The following is a 22300-nucleotide window of genomic DNA, read 5'->3' on the forward strand; positions in this document are numbered from 1 at the left end:
TGCAGACGCGCGTCTTGGTCGCGCGAACCACTTCCCCCGCTTCGATGCGATTTCAAGTAACGCTCGTATGCCAGCAGGCCTTCTCGTCAGTTCACAGGTTGTGAATTAGGATCGACCGGCGCGGATCATCGAGAAGTAGTTGTCGCCGCCCACTTGGCCGCCCTTGAGCGCGATCTCCAAGCCGTCCAATGGACCGCCATGCGCGATGCAGAGCGGCGAACCGGGCGTCTGGGGCAGCGGCATTTTAAGGGTCAAGGCAGAGATGCCCATCTCGCCAAGGGCATGGCTCGACGTGTCCCCGCCGGCGACAACAGCCCGCGCCAATTCCGCACGCGAAACAAGCGCCGCCTGGATGCGGCCAAGCGCACGGCCGAGTCGGTGGCGCGCACTGTTCGACAGATCGCCGCCCCTGTCGGCTGCCGGCCCGAGCGCAGTATACAGAATGACGCTACGGCCCTCCTTCAACACCTCGAGTGCGGCCTCCACGGCGATCGCAATCGCCGGACCCTCCGGTTCGCGCGACAGCGCAATGGGATCGAGCATGATGCCCTCGAAGCCGTTTGCTATCGCGTGCCGGATCTGCCGCTCGGTCGTCGGCGAAACGCTGCCGGAAACGACAGCTAGTCGGTCGACCGGGCCGGCTGCGGCAAAGACGGGCTTGTCGCCAAGGATCCCCTCGCTTCGCCAGGCCGGCAGTAGTGCGTACTCGACGCCCGAGGAGCCGCAAACGAAGCGGCCGTTCTGGCGCCGTTGGTTCCAGAGCAGCGAACCGGCGGCGGTTTGGGTTGCCGCATCGAGGACGTCGAGAAGCATTACATCCGTCTTCTCCGGCCGGGCGTCCGTGAAAAGCGAAACGACATCGACGAGGGCCGATGACAGCTTCGTCTGGCGGGAAAGATGCCGCAGTAGATTTGCCTCATCCATCGGCGTGACCGGATGACGCGACATCACCGGGTGACGATCGATGCGATGGTTTACGCCCTGGTACGCGGCAAACAGTTCGCCGAACGCCGTATAGCGACGTATCTGCGGAGCGCCGACGATGAGCGGTACGGTCATAGCACCAAAGACGGTGCGGCCGATCTCGATCGCCCGACCAATATTGCCAACATGCGGAGCGGAATCGAAGGTCGAGCAAACCTTGTAGTGGCAAAGTTCCGCGTCGAGTGTTCTCAGCCATTCAAAGGCTTTGCGCAGATGCACGTCCATCCATTCCGGCGTCTCGCTACGGCTTGTCCCGGCCAGTCCGAACGCGCTTGCCTCGGGGAAACGCGACGATAGCGCCGCGTCCGGCACCTTTAGAAACAGCACGGTCTCCACACCGTTGGAGGACAACGCCTCCATGACGTCGGTCGAGCCGGTAAAATCATCGCCGTAGTAGCTGATCAGCGGTCGCGTCATGTCTCAGGCCGCCCTGCCATCTGCAAATTTCTCAATGGATTGTGCAAGCTCGGGATGGTCCATCGCGTAGGTTTCCAGCGGTACTCCGGCGACGGCGGCTTCCCAGGCCTGCTTGACCGCCTTCACGCCGGCGCCCGGGCCGCCGGGATGACTGACGATACCGCCCCCACAAAGATAGAGAAGATCGGTAGAGCCCCCAGTAGCCGCAATCGTATCCGGTGCCTGTCCACCCCATTGGCCCGAGCCGACAACCGGCAGCACCACGTCCTTTTCGGAAAACAACGGCGTGCTAACGGCCTTGTAGGAGCGGACGAAACTCTCGTCTGGCTCCCAATATTTCACGCGAATGCCGTTGATCTGGAATTGGTCGACACCGAGCAGACGCCAGAATTGCTGCCAGACCGAAAACTCGAAACCAAGACCGGGATGGCGCGTGAGGATATCCCAGCCGTTGCGATGGGCATGGAGCACGAGGCCAGAGCGTTTGCGCAGAAAGGCGAGACCGCCAAACCCGATCGAGTTGATATTGACCACGGCGCAGTTGCCGCCGGCTTGAAGCACAATGTCATGATTGCGCATCATCTCGTCCGGATCGGCATGACTGATGCCGAAGGCATACATGACCTTCTTGCCGGTCTTCTGCTCGTGGTTGAGAATGCGTGGCATGATTTCGGCCACGCGCTCCCTAAGCGGCGAATAGGCCGGGCTCATCAGCTTTTCATCGTCCTTGATAAAATCGACGCCCGCGTCGATCAGCTCGCCAACCATCTCGGCGGTCTCGATTGGCCGCAAGCCAAGCGCCGGCTTGACGATGGTTCCGATGATCGGGCGCGCACTCACCCCCGTCAGAGCCAAACTGCCGCGCGCGCCGAACTGCGGACCAGGATGCGCTGCGGCGAACGCCTCTGGCAGCTGCATACCGACTACGCGGATGCCGGTCATGCCCTTGATCGAGAAAACCCCACCGATCGCGACCGTCATCAATGCCGAGAGATCGGTCCCGATGGCATCCAGGGGGAAATCAATGTCGACATCCGCACGGTTAAAATGCGTTGCTCCGTGGGCCTCATCGGGAAAGGACGCGCGATCCGACGAAACGAGGGGGCGTATGGCGACGACACGGGCGGCCACACGCGCCTTCAATTCCTCTGTCTCGCCCGGCAATGCGACGAAGGTTCCCGTCGATTGATCGCTGGCAATCTTGGCCGCCAGCGCTTCCACCGAGCCGGGAGTCTCTATGCGATAGGTCAGGCGGATCATGGTTCTCTCAGACCTCAAGTTAAAGCTTGCTAACTGGTATAATGAGTATTTATGTTATTGCAAGCCATCGGCTGACAGGCTATTGCGGCGATCTAACTTGATGCATATTCAAACCTGTCGAAATCAGGTGACTCATGAACGTCGTTTCCGAACCGATTGTGCGCAAGAAACTGTCCGACGAGGTCTTCGCTCGTCTGAAGCAGATGATCGAAGCCGGCGAGCTCAAGGCTGGCGACGATATGCCGTCCGAACGCGAACTCATGGAACGCTACGGTGTCGGTCGTCCGGCCATTCGCGAAGCTATGCAGGCGCTCGCCGGAAAGGGACTCGTCGAAATCTCGCAAGGCGAGCGCGCCAAGGTGCTGCGCATTACCGCCGAATCCATCATCAAGCAGGTCGACCTGCCGGCAAAACTTATGCTCTCCGGTTCCGCAGATACGCTGGAGCATCTGAAGAACGCGCGCATCTTCTTCGAGCGCGGCATGATCCGGGAGGCGGCGGCCAAGGCAACCTCGTCGCATATCGATGAACTTTACGCACTTCTCGACAAGCAAAAGCAGAGCCTTGGCGACGCGGATGCCTTCATCGATGCGGATATGGAGTTTCATCAATGCATCGCCAGGATTTCGGGTAATCCGATCTTTGTAGCCGTCAGCGGCGCGATGCTGGGGTGGCTGAAGTCCTACCATACCGAAATGCTCATCTGGACGGGTCGCGAGAATTTTACGCTCTCCGAACATGAGGAAATCATCCGCGCCATCGAGAGCCGCGATGCCGATCTGGCCGAACGGGCGATGGTCAAGCACCTCGAACGCTCACGCGCGCTCTACGCTCTCAAGACCCAGGGATAGCGCTCAAAGAGCGACATCGATACAGGCGTAAGGCGCCAACGTAAGCTGATGCTGCGCTGTGAGCTCGCCACCATCCGCGATCGTTGAGACCTTCCTTGGATTTGCCGGCAAGATGACCGTCTGCTCATCGCAGGTGATATTGACCAGGAGAAGCCGCTTCTGTGAGGCCAGTCCCAACACGGCATCGGGCCGGGTAGTCTCGACGGCGAAGAGCAACTCGTGGGACATGGACGCAAGTCGCGCAAGGACATGCGCCAGCGGTCGCAACTCGCCGCTGACCGTTCCTTCTCCCTCGCCGGCCAAAAGCCCGAATGGACCCGCAAGCGTCGAAAGGGTGAGAACGTCCAGCGCCGCCGGCGCTACCGTTGCCGCATAGGCCAGCGTCCAGGCAGCACCGAACTGGCCATTGTGCCGCGGATCGACATTCGCCATGGGGATACGCGAACCCATCGGATTGTCCTTGGTGGCGCTGCCGTAAGGATTTTGACGCATCGCGATCGTCGAGGGCCCAATGCGATACGGCTTGTTGCCGTAGATAGCGCGGGTGGAGTTGACGACATGACGCAGCGCCTCGAAGGTCTGCATGACCGAAAGATCATCGGCAGCATGCACGATCGGGTTGGTCGCGTGGCAGATATAGTCGATCTGATCCGGCGGCACGCGCTTGCGATTGAGTTCGGTGAAGTAGCTCATCATTCCGCCACCGAGCCGAAGGCCGGGAAAGGCGACGCGCGCAGCAGCGTAGACGTCGCCAAGCGCGGGACATTCCGGCCACTTGCTCCCCGGCGGCGTCGATTGTCGATCGACCGACGGGCAAACAAACAGCGTATCGAGTAGGAGCTTGGCCTGATCAACCATCGTGGCAAATTGCGCCATCTCTTCTTCGAGAGGTCTTAGGCAAGGCACCGCAACCTCCAGCGTCACCTTGAGGCCGGACCCGGCCGCAATCGCAGCGTAACCCTTCAGGGCCTCCACGCCATGTCCCGCAGCGGGATCGAAATGGGCGATCAGATGTTCCGCGCCGATGGCCTTCAAAATATCGAGCGAAGCCAACTCTTCCCGGCGACACTCGGGTCGCAGCCCTACGCCGATCGCGGGAAGTCTTACATTCGTCGGGATGAGCCTGATGGATATCGCATCCGAGCGGTCGGCTGCAATCTCCGCATTCCTCTCGGCAAGCACCTCTACGGAGATCCGCTGGCTGAAGCGCTCACCCTGCGGCACGAGATAGGGCCACGGCAAAGCCAAAGGCCGCACGTAGGTCTTGTAGGAGGCGTCGGTCCAGTTGCGTTGATCCTCCATCTCGAATACATTGCCAATGAACTTCGTTGTCGCCATGATACCGGGCGCCACACGGTGGGTGATCTGAGAAATGTTCTTGAACGGTTGCCAAGGTTCGATCGTATCGGGCCAGCGTGCCTCTTCCGCCGAGCCGTCATCGTGGGTGATTGCGACCGGTTGTCCTGCAACACCGATGACCGGATGCAAGACCACGAAACCAGCACGGGCGGTTTCGAAATCCGCATCGCTCATATAGTCAGCCGAGAAATGCACGCTCGTTGCCGAGCCGGAGATGGCGACATCGCAATCGAGATTGGCCCCGGAAGGGGCTGTAAAGCGTGCGACATAGGTGAGTGAGAAGGCTCGCTCGTCTTCCGCGATCCTCAGGTCGCTCAGCCGAGCCCTGCAGGTGCCCCAATCCTTGTCTCGCACGAGGAAGGAGATTGCGCGCAGCACCTCATGGCCGCCGAACCGCAAGCTGCGCAGGCTGCCGTCCTGAAAAGACATGCTCAGATTGCCGGCGACGAGCGTGCGGCTTTCCGGCTCGCGTTCGGCGGTGCCATAGAGCCGAAACAGCTCATCCTTCATCGCAACAGGTCTCCGACGACGATGGTCTCGTCACGCTCGGCGCTGAGATAGGCAGCCTCCACCAATGCGAAGGTCCTGAGGTTGTCGCGCCCGGACGTATCAGGCGCGCGGCCGGAAGCCAGCCGCTCGATCCAGTGTCTCTGGATGAGAGCAACGCTTTCCTGAATGTTGTGCCACGGTTTCGAGGCCCAGGGCAGCAAGTTCGGTGCGACGTCACGCTCGACCGCTCCGGCCGGACCGTAAACGACGAGCTTGTAGCCGAGCCCAAGGCGCAGCGTACCCTCGCTTCCGTCGACCTCGATCAAGGTTTGCGGGAACGGCTCTTCGGCAAGTTTCGTCGCATAGCTGACGTCGACGATCGAGGTGACACCGTTGTCGTGGCCGAGCATCATCGTCGCCACATCCTCGCCGGCGATATCCGGATTGATCCGGCACGTGCGGGCAGACAGCGTTAGGGCGTCGCCGAACAGAAAGCGAGCGATGTCGAGCGAATGGATACCGAGATCTTCGATGATGAAGCGCTTGCCCTTCGCAAGATAGGGCTGGCCTGAAAACACGTCGAAGCCGGAGCGGAACGACACGCGCCCCCAGAACGGGGTACCAATCTCGCCACTGTCGATGACTTCCTTGACGGCCAGGATGGGCGTCTGCCAGCGGAAGTTTTCGTGGATCATCAGCGCGATCCCTGCCTCTTCCGCCGCGGCTACCATCGCCTTGGCATCGTTGAGCGTCGGCGCGAACGGCTTCTGGCAGATCGCCGGCACTTTGTGGAGCGCGGCGAGTTCGACGAGAGCACGATGACTGCCAACGGTCGTGGCAATGTCGACAAAATCGAACCCACCCTCGGCGAACATCTCATCCGCCGACGCGTAGCGACGAGCCACGTCGAACTGATCGCCGACGATCTTGAGGCGTTCGGGATCACGATCGCAGATCGCCACGATCTCGACTTCCGACAGCTCGCGCCAAGCATGCATCTGGTTAATGGCGAAGAAGCCGCAACCGATCAACGCGCCCTTGATCCTCGCCATTTTCAGCCCGCCTTTGCCATTTGCATGAGCGCGACACGCTGCTGCAGGCGGCGCTGAGCCTGATCCACCACGACGGCCACGATGATCACCAGCCCCTTGATCACCATCTGCCAGAACGAACTCACACCCATCATCACCAACCCGTCAGAGAGAATGCCGATCACAAAAGCGCCGATGATCGTGCCGCCGATCGTGCCACGGCCGCCGGACATGGATGTACCACCGAGAACGGCTGCTGCAATGGCATTGAGTTCGAGATTGGTACCGGTCGCCGGATGCGAGGCCATGAGTTCCGACGAAATCACCAGTCCGACGATCGCCGCGCAGAAGCCGGAGAACATATAGACGAACATCTTGACCCGGTTAACCCGGATGCCAGACATGCGGGAGGCACGCTCGTTTCCGCCAACTGCGAAGATATGCCGGCCGAGCGGCACGAAGCGGGCGAAATAGGCAGCCCCCGCAGCCACAGCGATCAGGATCCAGACAGACACGGGCAACCCCAGGATCGTGCCGGAGCCGAGATAGCTGAAGCCCTGATTGCCGAGGTCCTCGCGCCCGGTGAGATTGGGCAGGGTCTGGCCATCGGAATAGAGCAGCGCCATGCCACGCGCGACATAGAGAGTGCCGAGCGTCGCAATGAAAGGCGCTACATTCAATCGGGTGATCAACAGGCCGTTGACTGCGCCGATCAGGATACCGACGATCGCAACGATGATGGCAACCTCGACGACGTTGAAATACATCGTGTAGCCGAGTGGAAGCGCCACGCCGTACATGATCAGGCCGCCCGCGATCATTCCGCAGAGACCGACGATCGAACCGACGGACAGGTCGATGCCGCCGGTGATGATGACGAAGGTCATGCCGATCGCGAGAAACGCGTTTTGCGTCGCATGCTTCGTCATCAGGATCATGTTCGCGGTCGAGAGGAAGTTCGGTGCGGCTATCGAGAAGAAGATTATCACCGCAAATAGCGCGATGAATGTCCTCAGCTTCATCAGCGTCAGGAGCGCCGAGCCGCTGGAGAAGCCGTCGGCGGCGGCAGTTTGCGTTGCTGTCGTCATCACGCATGCATCCTTTTGGTTTTGTGTCCCTCTGCTGAGGCCGAGACGATCATTTCTTCGGTCGCGTCCTTGCGGTCGATAACCGTCACCAGCCGGCCGTTGCTCATCACCGCAATGCGATCGGATAGCGCCATCACCTCTTCGAGATCGGAGGTGGAAAAGAGGATTGCCAACCCCTCGCCCGCCAGGCGGCGCATGGTGAGAAAGACATCGGCCTTGGCGCCGACATCGATGCCCCGGCTAGGCTCATCCATGAGAAGGACTTTCGGTCCGGTCATGAGCGCCTTGCCGATCACAACCTTCTGCTGATTCCCACCCGACATCGACGTCACGTCGAATTCCGGGTTCTTCGCCTTGATCGAGAGGTTGCGGATGGCATCGGCGATCGCCTTTGCTTCACGCGCAAGGTCGATGTGAAACCCGGCTTTCAGGAACTGGCCGAGGCTCGCCATCGTCAGGTTGTCGGCAATCGACATGGACTGCACCAGCCCCTCACGCTGCCGATCCTCGGGGATCAGCGCCAAGCCTTCACGGATGCGCCGGGTAGTATCGCCTCCCTTGAGTTCCTTGCCTTCGACGTAGATTTTACCGGTATAGTGATCGTGCCGCCCCATGACGCATTCGAAGAGTTCCGAGCGACCGGCTCCCATCAGCCCGTAGATGCCGAGGATTTCTCCTTTGCGCACACCAATCGAGACGTGATCAACGGCATAGCCGCCTTGCGCCCTCGGCAGGCAGATGTCTTCGGTACGGAAGATCTCTTCGCCTGGCTGGTGATCGACCTGCTTTGCAAAGTCCTTGGCGTCCGAGCCGATCATCGAGCGGACAATCCAGCGCGTATCGATATCCTTGACCATGGCATGGCCGGTGATCTGGCCATCCTTGAGCACCGTGATGTAGTCGCCGATACGCATCAGCTCTTCCAGCCGATGGGAAATGTAGACGATCGCCACGCCACGTGCCTTCAGATCCGCGATCACGCGGAACAGCACATCGACCTCTGCCGCACTGAGCGCAGAGGTAGGCTCGTCCATGATCAGAATGCGCGTGTCGAGCGATACCGCCCGGGCAATCTCTACGAGTTGTTGCTGGCCGATCGGCAGATCTTCCGCCAGCGTCTCCGCGGATATCCCCGCCTCCAGGCGGTCGAGGAACGCATTGGCTTTCTTGACCTGGCCGCGGTGATCGATACCGCGGATACCGCGGGTGAGCTCGCGGGTCGCAAAAATATTCTCGGCAACGGAAAGGTTGCCGAACAGGTTCAACTCCTGAAAGACGATACCGATGCCGTGCTTGACCGCATCGGCGGGGCTATTGAGATGAATGAGTTCGCCGTCCAGCCAGATTTCGCCGAGTGTGGGCCGTTCCACGCCGGCGATGATGCGCATCATCGTGGACTTGCCGGCGCCATTTTCACCAACGAGGACGTTAACCGCCCCACGACGGAGTTTCAGATTGGCTTTCTTGAGCGCCACGATGCCGGAATAGGCCTTGGTGACATCCTTGAGTTCAAGAATGACATCCTCATTCATATCGCTCATGCCCCACCTCCGACGGTGATCGTGGCGGGCACGAATTGTGGCAATTGGCCCTTGGTCGGCAGCGGATAGGCCCCGGTCGCCTTGATCGTCTTGCCTGTCAGACCGTCACGCGGCAGCTTTTCGAGCAAAGTGCCGTTCACGTGGGCATTGAACGATTTGCCGTATTGCGCCCATTCGATCTGGTTCTTGAACTCGTTGAAGTTCACGAATGCGAGGCTGTCGCGCAGTGCCGTTCCGCGAATGGCGGGACCGATCGAAACGCGGACATCCGCCTTGCCGTCACCATCGACATCCACGTCGACATAGGCCGCCCGCGATTTCGTTTCTTCCCCGACGATGACACCGTCTATTTTTGCCGCAAAAGTCCAGGGCGCGTTGCCCTGCTTCTCCTTGTGGCCATACTTCTCCGCCGCAGCGTTGAGGTCACGTGCGGTAAGTGCCGAGACCTCCTGGAAGACACCTGCGCGTTGCTCGAGATAGGGAACGACCTTCGTGTCCCAGGCATCGGCAACCAGCTTGTCGGGATTGAACGCCTCTGCCGCCGTCTGCCTTTGCTCGTCCTCCGTTTTGACGAGCTTGCAGCCGCCAAGCGCGAAAGCGCCGGCAAGCACGAGTGCGCATGCAGCCTGAAACCTGGGCATTCCCATTCTCCGTCATGAACAGTGAACGCAAGGCGGGGATCGGCCCGCCTTGCGCAGTCGCGGGAAGATTACTGGGAGAGCGCGAAGGTCTCGAGCTTGTCGGCATTGTCAGCGGTGATGAGCACGCAGTCCATCAGCTGCTTCTCTTCCGCCGGAGCCTTGCCGGTGGTGATGAAATCATGCGCCTGCTGCACCGCGAGCTGGGCCTGCGCGTAGGCCGGCTGCATCACAGTTGCCTTGATGCCGCCGGAGTTGATCGAGTCGCGCACGTCGTTCGAGCCATCGAAGCCAACGACGATGACGTCCTTGCGCCCGGCCGCCTGGAGCGCTGCGATCGCCCCCATGGCCATCGTGTCGTTGCCGGCGATCACGCCTTGGATATCGGGATTGGCCTGAAGGATTGTCTCCATCTTGGAGTAGCCCTCGGTCTGGCTCCAGTTGGCCGACTGCTGGGCGACCATTTTCATCTCCGGAAACTCGTCGATGACGTCGTGGTAACCCTTGGAGCGAATGCCGGCGTTGAGATCGGCTTCGCGGCCGAGCAACTCGACATAGTTGCCTTTCTCGCCCATCAGGCGGACGAACTCTTCCGCACCGAGCTGGGCGCCCTGGTAGTTGTTCGAGACGATCTGCGAGACGGCAATGCCGGTCGCGTTGATCTCGCGATCGATCAGGAAGGAGGGAACGCCTGCATCCTTCGCCTTCTTCACGGCGGCAATTGACGCCTCGGAGCCGGCGTTGTCGAGAATGATCGCCTTCGCACCGCGGCCGATCGCAGTGTCGATCAGCTGCGACTGCTTGTTGGCGTCATCGTCATGCACCAGAACCAGCGTTTCATAGCCGAGTTCTTTCGCCTTGGCCTCAGCACCAACCGCTTCCGCCTTGAAGAAGGGGTTGTCATGGCTCGGCGTAATGATGGCGATGAGATCGGCTGCGAACGCCGGCATTGCGGCGCTTGCAGCCATGACGGCGGCGAAGCCGACGGTGATCAGTCTGCGGGTAACTTTCATATTCTTCTCCCAGTTAGGCACAAGGCTTCCTCGGCCACCCCTCCATTGATGGTGGCCCTCCCGTGCGATTGCTTGTTTCGGGCGAAGGTGCCCTCAAATCTTGCCGTTCGTCAGGTGATGCGGTGGATGCTCGCGGCAATTTCTTCCGGCTCGAAGACGCGCCTCCAGTCATCCCTCATCAGCACCGGCTTGCCGAATTCGATTGCCTTGTTGCAGGCGTCGGAGAAGACGCCGGGCGTTTCCTCAAAGATGACCGCGCCAAGCACATTCATGTGGCCGAGCAGGAAATCGCGGGCCGCTTCCTTCGGAACACCGCGGCGGACGCATTCGTCCATGGCTTCGCGCATGACGACGAGCAATGAAGCGCAAACCGTTTCCGAAAGGCCCGGCTCAAGCAACGCCATCTGCTCGACCGTGACACGGTGCGAGCGCATGACTGGCGCCCAGATGACCTTGGCAATCTCCTCCCCCAGGGCATAGGCGGTTTCAGGGCCTTGCATCAGAGCGGACACGATATGCTGCTTTGCCGCGATGCCGCCGAAGAAGTCCCGCTTGGCGGTCGGATCGGTCTCATCGTTGAAGATGGGCGGGTGGCAGGGGTGCGTGACGAAATAGGTCAGATCGGTGCGTGCCGGCAGATGGCCCGCAAAGGGCGCCGCAGCATCGAGTGCAACGACCATGGTACCCGGCTGCAGCTTATCGGAGATTGCAGACGCGACCTTGCCGATGACGGTATCGGGCACGGCAAGAATGACCACGTCGGCGCCCTTGATTCCATCATCTGCGGAAACGCACGCGATGCCGAGTTCATTTGCAAGCCGCGCCTTCCCGGCCTCACTGACTTCGACGTGCCGCACATCGAAGCACGAACCCTTAAGGTTCTTGGCGAGCCGATAACCCATTTTACCACCGGCACCAAACAGCGCGATCGATGTCATAGAAATCTCCCCAATGCCGCAATCCTCACCAGGTCGGTCAGGCGCAATTTTCGTAGGGCCGCTCATCCGGCCTCTCGAGATATATTTCTCAACTGGTATAACATGTCAATAACTACCCTTGAGAATAAGTTACACAGAAAATGATCAACCTGTGGGCTCGCCGACTATTCTGCGAGACGTCGTCCTAAGCCATTCGAGTCAAGGGTCGCGGATGGGGCAGCGATCACGCGTCCGTCCTTACCGGACCGGGATGCAAGCGGAATCGCCGTCATGGTGCTTCTAAAGGCCCCGCATCCTCGTCGCGACAGGGTCTAATAAGACATTCCTGGATCTTGATGATTGGATTGCTGTCCTTGGCATCGGTGACGCCAACCTATTTGCCGCGATGGGACAGGGCTATCCGGTCGCCAGCGGCCTGTGCCAGTCGGCGGTGAACGACAAGGCAGGAGCGCCCAGCCCGTTGGCGCTGATGTTCGCCTCGATCATGCGGCAATCTGCCTACTTTTCGTCACCCGACTGCTGGAAAACCTGCCAAAGGCGGTCGCGGTCCTCGCCGTCGTGGTGCTCACTGCCGTCGCAGGGCTTATCAAACTTCCAGAGTTCGTGTGCATGTGGCGAGTGAGCCGGCTCGATTTCAACGCGGCTCTCATTGCGCCGTACTGTTGCTCCAGATCCTGCAGGGCAACTTGCTTGAATGTTGCACAAGCTTCACGCGGGCTTGCAGCGCGGATTTCCTTTGCGTCGTCGCGCTTCCTATATAGACCCGAATGCGCGGCCGTTCTTCGACAATCTCCTGCAAGAACGCGATGAACCGCTCCAGAGGGTCATGGATCGCGAAGGACCGGCAAGAAGCGATGTCGCGGGGCTGCTTTTCCATCTTGGACGCGACTGCCCGGGATCGATCTCGGTGTTGCCGTTGGGGGCGCCTGCGGGCAAGGTCCCGGGGAACTTAGCGTGGCAGCGGTTGGCTGCTTGGCTCGTGAACAGCGGGCGACACCGTTCGAAGCAAGGCGTGGTAGCAGAGTTCCCTAACTATGCGAGTTTTCCGAGAGCCGGCCTAGTGACGGCCGTCACCCCGCACCCTGGCTGTGGTGCGGGGTGTGCTTTTTATTCCTCCGCCACGAGCATGGCGCCAGAGCGTCGGTAGCTGTCTAAAACTTCTCGCGCATGGCCTTGAGCAGCGACGAACCGTCTTGTCGCTCCTGTCGAGCAAGGCGGCCATGTCCTTCTGCGTGAGGCAACGCTTCGTCAGGTGGAGTTGGGACATCTTCGCCCTCCTGACGATGGTGTTGATCTCGGTCTGCGAGAGACCCGCCGACCGGCGCGCGAAGATCGATGGGATTGTCGCCGACCCGGCGCTCGAGTTGCTGGTAGGCGATCGCTCCATCGGGTCGAGCACCGCGAGATGTTGACCGAGCTCGCCGGCAAGCTCGGTGGGTTCATCGATCGGGACATCCTCCGGATACTCCTTGATCGCTTTGCGGCGATACGCGCGCCCAGATCAAGTGAAACGAACTTGGCGTCGTATGTTCACGCCGGCGCCAATGCGCTCGCAGCGCCGGCGTAGTGCTTGGACAGCGGCGTTGCATAGGAGCCGCGCTTGCTGGTCGTCAACCCCTGCGACACCAGTGCTTCCGCCTGCTTGACCGCGGCCGACACGCCGTCGATGACCGGCACGCCATAGTCGGCCTGGAGCATGCGGGCGAGATCCGCCATGCCGGCGCAACCGAGCACGATTGCCTCGGCGCCGTCCTGATGAAGCGCCAGTTCGATCTCGCTCCGCAGCTTGGCAAGGGCGTTCGAGGACTTGTCCTCCAGTTCAAGCACGGGAATATCGGCGGCGCGCACCTTCGCCCGGCCCGCCATGCCGTAGTGCCGGGTCAGGTTTTCGATCAGCACCCGCGAACGTTCCAGCGTCGTCACGACGGTGAAGCGCTGCGCCACCATGGCTGCGGTTGCGACAGCGGATTCGCATAAGCCCACCACCGGCATGCGGGCTAGCGCGCGCGCCGCCTCAAGCCCCGTATCGTCGAAGCAGGCGATGACGGCGGCGTCCGCGCCCGCGGCTTCGCCGTCACGGATCTCCGCGAGCAGGCCCGGAAGCGCAATCGCACCGTCATAATGCCCTTCGATCGAGACCGGACCGGATTTCGATGTGCGGGCGAGGATTTCCGTGTGGGGTTCGGCGACCGCCCGCGCAGCAGTCGCTGCCTTGGCGGTCATCGAAGGGGTGGTGTTGGGATTGACGATCAGAATGCGCATCGGTCCTAGCTCAGCTTTGCCTGGCGGCGCCGCAGCATCAGGATGACAGCCAGCGCGACTAGGATGATGGTGAAGGAGAAGAGCGTCGTGACTGTCCCGAGCGCGTAGAGCACCGGCGTCGTCACGTTCGTCGTCATGCCGTAGATCTCGAGCGGCAGGGTGTTGTAGCTGCCTGATGTCATCAGCGTGCGGGCGAACTCGTCATAGGAGAGCGTGAAGCCGAAGAGACCAACGCCGATCAGGCTCGGGGCGATCATCGGCAAAAGCACATGGCGAAAGGTCTGCCACGCCGTCGCGCCGAGATCGCGAGCGGCCTCTTCATAGGCCGGCGAAAACCGGTTGAAGACCGCAAACATGATCAGCACGCCGAAGGGCAGCGCCCAAGTAAGATGGGCGCCAAAGCCGGAGGAATACCAGGCGGGTTTCAGGCCGAATTGCTGGAAGACGACGCCGATGCCAAGCGAGATGATGATCGACGGCACAACGAGGCTTGCGACGGTCAGATAAAAGAGCGCCGTCGCACCGCGAAATCTCCGGCGGAAAGCAAGGCCCGCAAGCAGCGCGACGACGACGTTGACCACCATCACCATGAGGCCGAGCGAGAACGAGCGGCGGAACGAGGCGCCGAAATCGCCGACCGCCTGCTTTTCGAACAGATTGTAGAACCAGTGCACGGAGACGCCGTTCAGCGGAAAGGTCAGACCGCCGTCCGGCCCCTGAAAGGAGAGGATCAGCACCGCCGAAAGCGGTCCGTAAAGAAACAGCACGAACAGGGTGAAGAAGGTTGCAAGCAGGTAGAATTCCTTGCCGCGTTTCTCGTGGTCCATGTCAAAGCTCCTTGCGTATGTCGACGACGCGCAGGATCGCGGCGACCATCAAGAGAACCACGATCAAAAGCACCACCGCATTGGCCGCGGCTGCCGGATACTGCAGCAGCGACATCTGGTTTTTCATCATCAGCGCGACGGATGCGCTCTGGCCGCCGGACATGACCTGCACGGTCGAAAAGTCCGCCATGACGAGGGTGACGACAAAGATCGAGCCGATGGCGATGCCGGGCTTGGCGAGCGGCAGAATGACGTTCCAGAGGATCTGGAAGCCGGAGGCGCCACAGTCTCGGGCCGCTTCGATCAACGATCGGTCGATGCGCATCAGCGTGTTGAAGATCGGCGTCACCATGAACAGCGTGTTGAGATGGACCATGGCGAGCACGACGGCAAAATCGGAATAGAGCAGCCACTCGATCGGCTGCGAAATGAGCCCAAGCTCGAGCAGGGTCGAGTTGACGAGGCCGTTGCGGCCGAGCACCGGAATCCAGGAGATCATGCGGATGATGTTGGACGTCAGAAACGGCACGGTGCAGACGAGGAAGAGCACCATTTGCATGGTGTTGGTGCGGACATGGAGGGCGAGGAAATAGGCGACGCAGAAACCTGTCACGAGCGTCAGCGCCCAGACGAGCGCGGTGAATTTCAGCGTGTTGAGATAGGTTTTCCAGGTGACCCACGAACCGAGCGTGTCGGCATAGTTCATCGTCAGGAAATCCGGATAGAGCCCAGCGAAATCATAGTCCCAGAAACTGACAACGATGATCGTCAGGATCGGCAACACGAAGAAGAAGCCGATGATCAGGGTCAGCGGCAGAGCCTGGAAGTATGAGGCCAGGGCGCGCGGAGCGACCAGGCGGCGTGGCGCCTTCTCCGTCCCGATCTCCCCTGACTGCGAAGTCGCAAGTGTCGCCATCGTCGTTCCTCTCGGTATGTCCTCGGGTGGTTGCTGTCCCTCATCCCCACCCTAACCTTCTCGCCAAAGGCAGGGAGAAGGTTAGGGTGGGGGGCGGGGCGCCAATGGGACGGTCGCGCCACCCACTAGGCCGCGATGAATTCGTTCCAGCGCTTGATCATGTAGCGGTCCTCGTCCAGGACCGAATTCCAGCAGGCGACCTTGCCCATGCGCGCTTCGAACGAGCCACCGTCGCGCACCGCGCCCGCTTTCTCCATGACCTTACCTTCCGGTGAGAGGATGTCGCCCTGGGCGGGCTTACCTTCCACCCAGAAGCCCCACTCGTCTTCGGACATGTAGCCCTTGGCGGTCTCCATGGCGGCGGAGTAGTAGCCTTGGCGGTTGAGATAGGCGCCGACCCAGCCGGACAGGTACCAGTTGATGTATTCGTAAGCCGCGTCGAGCTGGGCACCCTGAAGGTGAGCGGCAAGGCCGAGGCCGCCGCCCCAGGCGCGATAGCCTTCCTTCAGCGGCTGGTACTTGCAGGCGATGCCCTTCGAGCGGACGGCTGCGACCGCAGGCGACCACATGGACTGGATCACGACTTCGCCCGAGGCCATCAGGTTGACACTCTCGTCGAAGGACTTCCAGAAGGCGCGGAACTGGCCGTCCTGCTTGGCCTTGATCAGGAAGTCGATCGTCTTGTCGATCTCGTCCGTGGTCATGTTGCCCTTGTCAGCATATTTGATGTTGCCCATGGCCTCCATGATCATGGCGGCGTCCATGATGCCGATCGAGGGAATGTTGAGGATCGCGGTTTTACCCTTGAACGCCGGGTCCATGATGTCGGCCCAGGTCGAGATCTCGCGACCGACGAGATCCGGGCGGATGCCGAGCGTGTCGACATTGTAAATCGTCGGGATCAGCGTCATCCAATCGGTCGGCGACTTGGCGAAGGTCTTGTCGCCCTGCGCCTCGACGAAGCCGACGGTGTGGGGCGCGGTCCCTTGCGCAACGACGCTTTCGGGCTTGAGCTTGCCGTCGATGAACAGCGGCACGATCTTGTCGAAGTATTTGATCTTCTTCACGTCCATCGGCTGCATCACGCCGGCCGGGAAGACTTTCTTGGCGATCCAGTACTCGATGTCGGCGATGTCGTAGGAGTCGGGCTGGGTCACTGCGCGCTGGGCGGCGGCGTCGGAATCCGTTGCCGTCATCTCCAGCGTGATGCCGAGATCCTCTTTGCACTTCTCGGCAATGGCGTTGATGTTGGAAACGCCGGTGCCGAACTGGCGAAGCGTGATCGGGTTCTGCGCCCATATGGTCGGGAAGCCGGTGATGGCGCCCGATCCCGCGATGGCGCCGACGGCAGCAGCACCGGTTTTGAGCAGCGAGCGGCGTGTCAGGCCGCGCGCCGGTTTGCCTGTCTTGGTTTCATTCGTCATGTGCAGTTCCCCTTCTTGTGATGGTTGATTAGCTCATGCGGAGAGGCGGCCGAGGGGGACGACGTCCTCCAGGGTCCAGCTCAGGGACACCGCATCGCCGACCGCGACGGGCTTCCTGAAATATTCGGCGTCGCTGACGATCACCGTGAAGTCGTCACTGCCGGCGCCGATGGCGGTGAGCTTCACCGAAGCGCCACGATATTCGATATTGGAAACCACGGCCTGGAAGCCCAGGCCTTTCTCGCTCGACGGATGGAGCCGGACGCGATCGGTGCGGATGCCAATGTCGATCGGCCGGCCGACTTCCTGGGCGATGTCGCGCACCGAAAAGACCTGGCCCTCTGCTGTGTCCATTTCGACGATGCTGTCGGTGACCGCCCGTACTTTTCCCGAAAGCACATTGTGGTCGCCCATGAAGCGCGCGACGAAGGCGGTTGCCGGCCGCTCGAACACCGTGCGCGGTGCTGCGGCCTGCTCGATCCGGCCATTGTTCATGACGACGATCAGGTCGGCGAGCGCCATCGCCTCTTCCTGGCTGTGGGTAACATGCACAAAGGTGATGCCGAGCGTCTTTTGCAGCTTCTTGAGCTCGGCCCGCATGCGGATCTTCAGGAACGGATCAAGCGCCGACAGAGGCTCGTCGAGCAACAATGCTTCCGGCTCCGTGATAAGCGCCCGCGCCAGCGCGACGCGCTGCTGCTGCCCACCGGAAAGCTGGGCCGGCCGCCTCTTGCCATAGGCCTCCATCTGCATCAGCCGCAGCATGTTCAGCGCCTTGGCGCGGCGGATGTCGCGATCGACCCCTTTCATCTTCAGGCTGAAGGCAACGTTGTCGATGAGGTCGAGGTGCGGGAACAGCGCGTAGGACTGGAACATCATCGCCGTGCTGCGCTTGGCCGGCGGAAAATCGGTGACGACGACGTTGCCGAGGCGCAGATCGCCCGAGGAGATGTTCTCATGGCCGGCGATCATGCGCAGCGTCGAGGTCTTGCCGCAGCCGGAAGGACCGAGAAAGCAGCAATAGCTGCCGGCGGGGATCTTCAGGCTGATGGAATGCACGGCCGTGGTGGAGCCGTACATCTTCGAAACGGAAACGATATCTATCTCTGCGGCTTTCGACATGATGCTTTCTCCTTGCAACGGACGAGAAGCATCAATCGTGCCAAATTCGATCTAACCCGCTAAGGCTCTATTTTATTGAGAAATTTGCCCCTGCCCTTTGAGCGGCTTGTCCTCGATCACCCCGTTCTGCTCAGGGAATGTGCGTTTTGTCGTCAATATACGCAAAACATGTATACAATAGGATGATTGCCGGCATATCGTTACCGATGCTAGTGCTCGCGTCGTGGGATACCTCGCTCGGAAATTCCCCGATATCTTGGCCGAGTTCCAGAAAACCTCGGAGCTTCGTAAGGCAGCCTAGGGATGCAATGCCATTCGTCCCGCCCTACTTACCCGCCCGCTTCGTGCACTGGTTCTCCCGCTTGATGCAGGCGATCTCCGCCGTCGAGCATTCGGCAACCCCGTTGACAACTGCGCAGTGCGAGCACTGATCAGTGAATTCCAGGCAGTCCGGATTGGCCTTGATGAAATCCTTGAGGCTCGCATTCTCGGCCTGTTGCGGCTCGGGAACGGCATCGGCAACGGGCGTATCCGCAGCGTGAGCGGTCGACACCGCTGCCATGGTGATCACCAGGCAAAGCGCGACGCGAAAGCTGAGATACCTCATCTCGTGCTCCTCCAGAAGCAAATCGGGACGCCGCGCGAAACGGCGCCCCGTTGCTTGTTCCAAGAGAGTGCCGTCCCCGCGACGATCGTGCAAGCGGCCGTCCGCCGCCCGCCCTCATCCGAGCTCGTTGCGGATCGCCCGCATGAACACCTTGGCGCCGATGCCGATCAAATCGTCGGGAAAGTCATAGTCAGGATTGTGCAGCCGGGCGTGGTTCTCGCCGGCGCCGAGGAAGAACATCGCCGACGGCGCCACACCGCCGAAAAGCCCGAAATCCTCCGACCCCTTCATCGGCAGCACGCCTTCGCCGTGATCGTGGCCGACGCCTTCCTCGTCCATGGCGCGCGCGAGAGCGGCCACGGCGACCTCCGCATTGCTGCACTGGTGGAACACGTCCTCATAGCCGATCGTGACCTTCAGCCCGCCGGCACTGGCCTCCTTTTCAACCAGCGCTTCGGCGCGGGCGACAAGATCGGCCATGCGCGCGTCGGTCAGTGTGCGCAGCGTCGCCCAGATCTCGGCATAGCCGGGGCTGATGCCGAAGGCCGCCTCGCCGAGGCGGGCATGCGTCACGGTGACCAGCGTATAATTCTCGTCAAGTGATCCGTTGTTGCCGAGCGCCGTCAACCCGGAGAGCAGCGAGGCCATGGCAAATGTCGGCGCAATACCGTCCTCCGGCGTCGAGGCATGCGCCGTCTTGCCGGAAAGCGAAATCCGCATGCCGCGCGAGGCGCAGTTGACCGGTCCGCTGCGAAGTGCGGCATGGCCAAAACTTAATCCCGGGAAGTTGTGCAGCGAGAAGACGAGATCCGGCTTGATCTCTTCAAATTTCGGGTCGGCAAGCACCGCCGCAGCACCGGCGCCGTTTTCCTCCGCCGGCTGGAACATCAGGATCGCCCGGCCCTTGGCCGGTCGCTTCTTCGCGAACCCCTTGGCAAGCGCCATCAGGATCGTCATGTGTCCGTCATGACCGCAAAGATGGCCCTTGCCCTGAACCTCAGAGCGATGTCCGATCTCCGAGATCTCCTCGATCGGCAGCCCGTCGAGCTCGGCGCGCACCATCACAGACGGGCCCGGCTCGCGCCCTTCATAGACCGCCGCCACCCCGTGCCCGCCAAGGCCCGTCATGACAGCATCTGGCTTAGTCTCAGCCAGCGCCGCAACGATCGTTGCCGCCGTCTCCCGCTCTTCACCCGACACTTCCGGCCGCCGGTGCAGGCCACGTCGAAAGGCAGCAAGCGCCTCCAGTTCCGGCTCAATCAGATACAATGTTGACCTCCCCTCCCAAGCAGACATTCGCAGCCAGCGGATAAACGGCTTCGGCCGCGGGACAGCGTTAACCGGCATCAATTGCAGACCTTGGTTCGTCACCTAGGTCCTTATTTACTAAGCTGAGCGACCTGAGTCCTTCACCACGACGAAACCGGTGCTCGGAATTTGGCAGTGGCCGTAGCGTTTGCCATTTCGCCGAAATCATCCTGTCGTCAACCTCAGCTGACAGTTGTCGCATCATGACACACGAACTCGTGACCCGAAATACGAAATACCGTTGTGACGATCGCCGGATAGGGTCTAGATTGTCGCCACTAAGACGACCAAGATCCTATTTTGGGGATGGCTCGGTATGCGCGTCAGAGATGTGATGACCACTACGGTGGTCAAGCTTTCGCCTGACAACAGCGTCAGACAGGCGGCCCAGACCATGTTCGACAATCACGTCAGCGGCCTCCCGGTCGTTGATGACAACGGTCGGCTGGTGGGAGTGATCAGCGAGGGCGATCTGATCCGCCGAACGGAGCTGGGCGGTGCCATCCCGATGACCGACCCAACCCGTGCGGCGAACGAACGAGCCAATGCCTATGTGCGACGCTCCTCCTGGCGGGTTGGCGACGCCATGACAGCTGATCCCGTGACAATAGACGAGGAAGCATCCGTCGCGCGCGTGGCAGCGCTGATGCAGGAGCGCGCCATCAAGCGCGTGCCGGTACTGAGAAATGATCTCCTGGTCGGCATCGTCAGCCGAGCAGATCTATTGCAAGCGATCCTTTCGGCTAAACAAGATGAGACGGCGGGGGGCGATGAGGCCATCCGACGCAGCATCCTTGTCCGTATTGGCGAAAACACCGGCCTTGAAGGATTGGATGTGAAGGTCGCGGTAACAGACGGCATCGTCCACCTGTGGGGCAATGTGGTGACAGCCGATTGCCGGAGGGCTGCGCGGAACCTGGCCGAAAACGTGCGCGGCGTTAGAGGCGTGGTGGAACATTATTCAGAAACGTACCCGCAATAGCTCTTCAAATTATTCACCTCGATACGCATCCCCAAATTGAGTTCGAGCGAGGAGGATGAAATGGCACTGATGATGAAGGCGGCTGTCGTTCGGCAGTTCGGTGCGCCCCTTGCCCTTGAGGAGCTGGAAATTCCAACTCCGGGGCCCGGGCAAATACTCGTCAAATATGAAGCGACGGGCGTCTGTCATACTGATCTTCATGCCGCAAACGGTGACTGGCCCGTCAAGCCAAAGCCTCCGTTCGTTCCTGGTCACGAGGGCGTTGGCTATGTTTCAGCTCTTGGAGCAGGTGTGCGCCGAGTGAAGGAAGGCGATCGAGTAGGCGTGCCGTGGCTTCATAGTGCCTGCGGTTACTGCACGCATTGCCGAACCGGCTGGGAAACCTTGTGCGCTTCGCAATCCAATACCGGCTATTCCGTGAACGGCACGTTTGCACAGTACGGACTTGCCGATCCTGATTTTGTAGGAAACCTGCCCGATGCGCTGGAATTCGGGCCGGCTGCTCCCGTCCTTTGCGCAGGCGTTACGGTCTACAAGGGTCTCAAGGAGACGGAGGTCCGTCCGGGAGAGTGGGTGGTCATTTCCGGTGTGGGCGGTCTTGGCCATATGGCAGTCCAGTACGCCAAGGCGATGGGCATGAACGTCGTCGCAGCCGACATATTTGACGAGAAGCTTTCGTTGGCGAAGCAACTGGGCGCCGACATCACTGTGAACGGCAAGGCGAAAGACGCCGTCGAGCAGGTGCAGAAGGCAACGGGCGGCGTCCATGGAGCGCTCGTTACAGCTGTCTCGCCTTCGGCGATGGAGCAGGCATTTGCTTTCCTCCGGTCACGCGGCACGATGGCACTTGTCGGCCTGCCCCCGGGGATGATTTCGCTCCCGGTTTTCGAGACCGTTTTGAAACGCATCACCGTGCGTGGCTCGATCGTCGGAACCAGACAAGACCTCGAAGAATCTCTGCAGTTCGCGGCGGATGGCAAAGTTGCACCGCATTTCTCCTGGGAGAGCCTGGAGAGCATCAATGACATCTTCCATCGAATGGAAGAAGGCAAGATCGACGGACGCATCGTGATGAAACTCCACTAGCTCATATAAGGCGAGAAGAATTTTCAACCTAGTATTCGGGAGTTCCAGATGGCTACGCCTGCAACAGCATCGATGAAAGAGACGGCATCCGGAAAATCAGCAGCACCGTTGTCGGCCGACGAACTCCGCCTGATGGACGCCTATTGGCGCGCTTCGA

At 60.7% G+C, this 22300-nt stretch carries 22 protein-coding genes; 6 read left to right on the forward strand and 16 right to left on the reverse strand.

Going from position 1 to position 22300, the window contains the following annotated elements; translation table 11 throughout:
* Positions 1-105: 105 nt before the first annotated feature.
* Positions 106-1401, reverse strand: coding sequence for a four-carbon acid sugar kinase family protein (locus tag BLU15_RS33100; protein WP_090301242.1), 1296 nt, complete (start codon positions 1399-1401; stop codon positions 106-108).
* 3 nt (positions 1402-1404) lie between these two features.
* Complete coding sequence (oiaX, locus tag BLU15_RS33105) at positions 1405-2661, reverse strand: 3-oxo-isoapionate-4-phosphate decarboxylase OiaX (RefSeq protein ID WP_090301244.1); 1257 nt, start codon at positions 2659-2661, stop codon at positions 1405-1407.
* Between the two features lie 134 nt (positions 2662-2795).
* On the opposite strand from oiaX, the gene BLU15_RS33110 reads away from it, so the two are divergent.
* Positions 2796-3512 (forward strand): transcriptional regulator NanR, encoded by a 717-nt coding sequence (locus BLU15_RS33110; RefSeq protein ID WP_090301246.1) that lies wholly within the window; start codon positions 2796-2798, stop codon positions 3510-3512.
* A 3-nt stretch (positions 3513-3515) separates the two neighbouring features.
* Here the strand turns inward: BLU15_RS33110 and BLU15_RS33115 are convergent, their stop codons facing one another.
* The 7 genes from BLU15_RS33115 to BLU15_RS33145 all read right to left on the reverse strand — a co-directional run bounded on the left by BLU15_RS33115 (position 3516) and on the right by BLU15_RS33145 (position 11609).
* Positions 3516-5381: a D-apionate lactonase gene (locus tag BLU15_RS33115; protein ID WP_090301248.1), complete on the reverse strand. Its 1866-nt coding sequence runs from the start codon at positions 5379-5381 to the stop codon at positions 3516-3518.
* Positions 5378-6412 carry a Gfo/Idh/MocA family protein gene (locus tag BLU15_RS33120; protein ID WP_090301250.1) on the reverse strand — a complete coding sequence of 345 codons (1035 nt, stop codon included), beginning with the start codon at positions 6410-6412 and terminating at the stop codon, positions 5378-5380. The genes BLU15_RS33115 and BLU15_RS33120 overlap by 4 nt, the downstream gene beginning before the upstream one ends.
* A gap of 2 nt (positions 6413-6414) precedes the next feature.
* Positions 6415-7479 carry an ABC transporter permease gene (locus BLU15_RS33125; RefSeq protein WP_090301252.1) on the reverse strand — a complete coding sequence of 355 codons (1065 nt, stop codon included), beginning with the start codon at positions 7477-7479 and terminating at the stop codon, positions 6415-6417.
* Positions 7479-9020, reverse strand: a complete 1542-nt coding sequence (locus BLU15_RS33130; protein WP_090301254.1) for a sugar ABC transporter ATP-binding protein — start codon at positions 9018-9020, stop codon at positions 7479-7481. Before BLU15_RS33130 ends, BLU15_RS33125 begins: the two co-directional genes overlap by 1 nt.
* On the reverse strand, positions 9017-9661 hold the full coding sequence (locus tag BLU15_RS33135) for a DUF2291 family protein (protein ID WP_090301256.1): 645 nt from the start codon (positions 9659-9661) through the stop codon (positions 9017-9019). The genes BLU15_RS33130 and BLU15_RS33135 overlap by 4 nt, the downstream gene beginning before the upstream one ends.
* Before the next feature lie 68 nt (positions 9662-9729).
* Positions 9730-10671: a D-ribose ABC transporter substrate-binding protein gene (locus BLU15_RS33140; protein WP_090301258.1), complete on the reverse strand. Its 942-nt coding sequence runs from the start codon at positions 10669-10671 to the stop codon at positions 9730-9732.
* Positions 10672-10781: 110 nt separating this feature from the next.
* The gene (locus tag BLU15_RS33145; protein ID WP_090301260.1) at positions 10782-11609 is read right to left on the reverse strand and encodes a phosphogluconate dehydrogenase C-terminal domain-containing protein; all 828 of its coding nucleotides are present in this window, start codon (positions 11607-11609) and stop codon (positions 10782-10784) included.
* Between the two features lie 385 nt (positions 11610-11994).
* On the opposite strand from BLU15_RS33145, the gene BLU15_RS33150 reads away from it, so the two are divergent.
* The 3 genes from BLU15_RS33150 to BLU15_RS33155 are packed head-to-tail and all read left to right on the forward strand — an operon-like array spanning position 11995 to position 12756.
* Entirely contained in the window at positions 11995-12231 is a 237-nt protein-coding gene (locus BLU15_RS33150) for a hypothetical protein (RefSeq protein ID WP_371590266.1), read from the forward strand.
* On the forward strand, positions 12138-12419 hold the full coding sequence (locus BLU15_RS41050) for a hypothetical protein (protein ID WP_371590270.1): 282 nt from the start codon (positions 12138-12140) through the stop codon (positions 12417-12419). The genes BLU15_RS33150 and BLU15_RS41050 overlap by 94 nt, the downstream gene beginning before the upstream one ends.
* Positions 12304-12756, forward strand: coding sequence for a HipA N-terminal domain-containing protein (locus tag BLU15_RS33155; protein ID WP_090301262.1), 453 nt, complete (start codon positions 12304-12306; stop codon positions 12754-12756). Before BLU15_RS41050 ends, BLU15_RS33155 begins: the two co-directional genes overlap by 116 nt.
* Positions 12757-13139: 383 nt before the next feature.
* Here the strand turns inward: BLU15_RS33155 and BLU15_RS33165 are convergent, their stop codons facing one another.
* The 7 genes from BLU15_RS33165 to BLU15_RS33195 all read right to left on the reverse strand — a co-directional run bounded on the left by BLU15_RS33165 (position 13140) and on the right by BLU15_RS33195 (position 20036).
* Positions 13140-13871 (reverse strand): aspartate/glutamate racemase family protein, encoded by a 732-nt coding sequence (locus BLU15_RS33165; protein ID WP_090301266.1) that lies wholly within the window; start codon positions 13869-13871, stop codon positions 13140-13142.
* A 5-nt stretch (positions 13872-13876) separates the two neighbouring features.
* The gene (locus BLU15_RS33170; protein ID WP_090301268.1) at positions 13877-14698 is read right to left on the reverse strand and encodes an ABC transporter permease; all 822 of its coding nucleotides are present in this window, start codon (positions 14696-14698) and stop codon (positions 13877-13879) included.
* A gap of 1 nt (position 14699) precedes the next feature.
* Entirely contained in the window at positions 14700-15614 is a 915-nt protein-coding gene (locus BLU15_RS33175) for an ABC transporter permease (RefSeq protein WP_090301270.1), read from the reverse strand.
* Positions 15615-15739: 125 nt separating this feature from the next.
* Complete coding sequence (locus BLU15_RS33180; protein ID WP_090301271.1) at positions 15740-17038, reverse strand: ABC transporter substrate-binding protein; 1299 nt, start codon at positions 17036-17038, stop codon at positions 15740-15742.
* 33 nt (positions 17039-17071) lie between these two features.
* Entirely contained in the window at positions 17072-18160 is a 1089-nt protein-coding gene (locus BLU15_RS33185; protein WP_090301275.1) for an ABC transporter ATP-binding protein, read from the reverse strand.
* A 325-nt stretch (positions 18161-18485) separates the two neighbouring features.
* The gene (locus tag BLU15_RS33190) at positions 18486-18767 is read right to left on the reverse strand and encodes a hypothetical protein (RefSeq protein ID WP_090301277.1); all 282 of its coding nucleotides are present in this window, start codon (positions 18765-18767) and stop codon (positions 18486-18488) included.
* A 114-nt stretch (positions 18768-18881) separates the two neighbouring features.
* Positions 18882-20036, reverse strand: coding sequence for an amidohydrolase (locus BLU15_RS33195; protein ID WP_090301279.1), 1155 nt, complete (start codon positions 20034-20036; stop codon positions 18882-18884).
* A 355-nt stretch (positions 20037-20391) separates the two neighbouring features.
* Between BLU15_RS33195 and BLU15_RS33200 the strand changes: the two genes are divergently transcribed.
* Together BLU15_RS33200 and adhP are read left to right on the forward strand one after the other, a co-directional pair.
* On the forward strand, positions 20392-21057 hold the full coding sequence (locus BLU15_RS33200) for a CBS domain-containing protein (protein ID WP_090301282.1): 666 nt from the start codon (positions 20392-20394) through the stop codon (positions 21055-21057).
* Positions 21058-21117: 60 nt separating this feature from the next.
* Positions 21118-22143 carry an alcohol dehydrogenase AdhP gene (gene adhP, locus BLU15_RS33205; RefSeq protein ID WP_090301283.1) on the forward strand — a complete coding sequence of 342 codons (1026 nt, stop codon included), beginning with the start codon at positions 21118-21120 and terminating at the stop codon, positions 22141-22143.
* Positions 22144-22300 lie beyond the last annotated feature (157 nt).

This window comes from Ensifer sp. YR511, assembly GCF_900103045.1.
Lineage (GTDB): Bacteria > Pseudomonadota > Alphaproteobacteria > Rhizobiales > Rhizobiaceae > Ensifer > Ensifer adhaerens.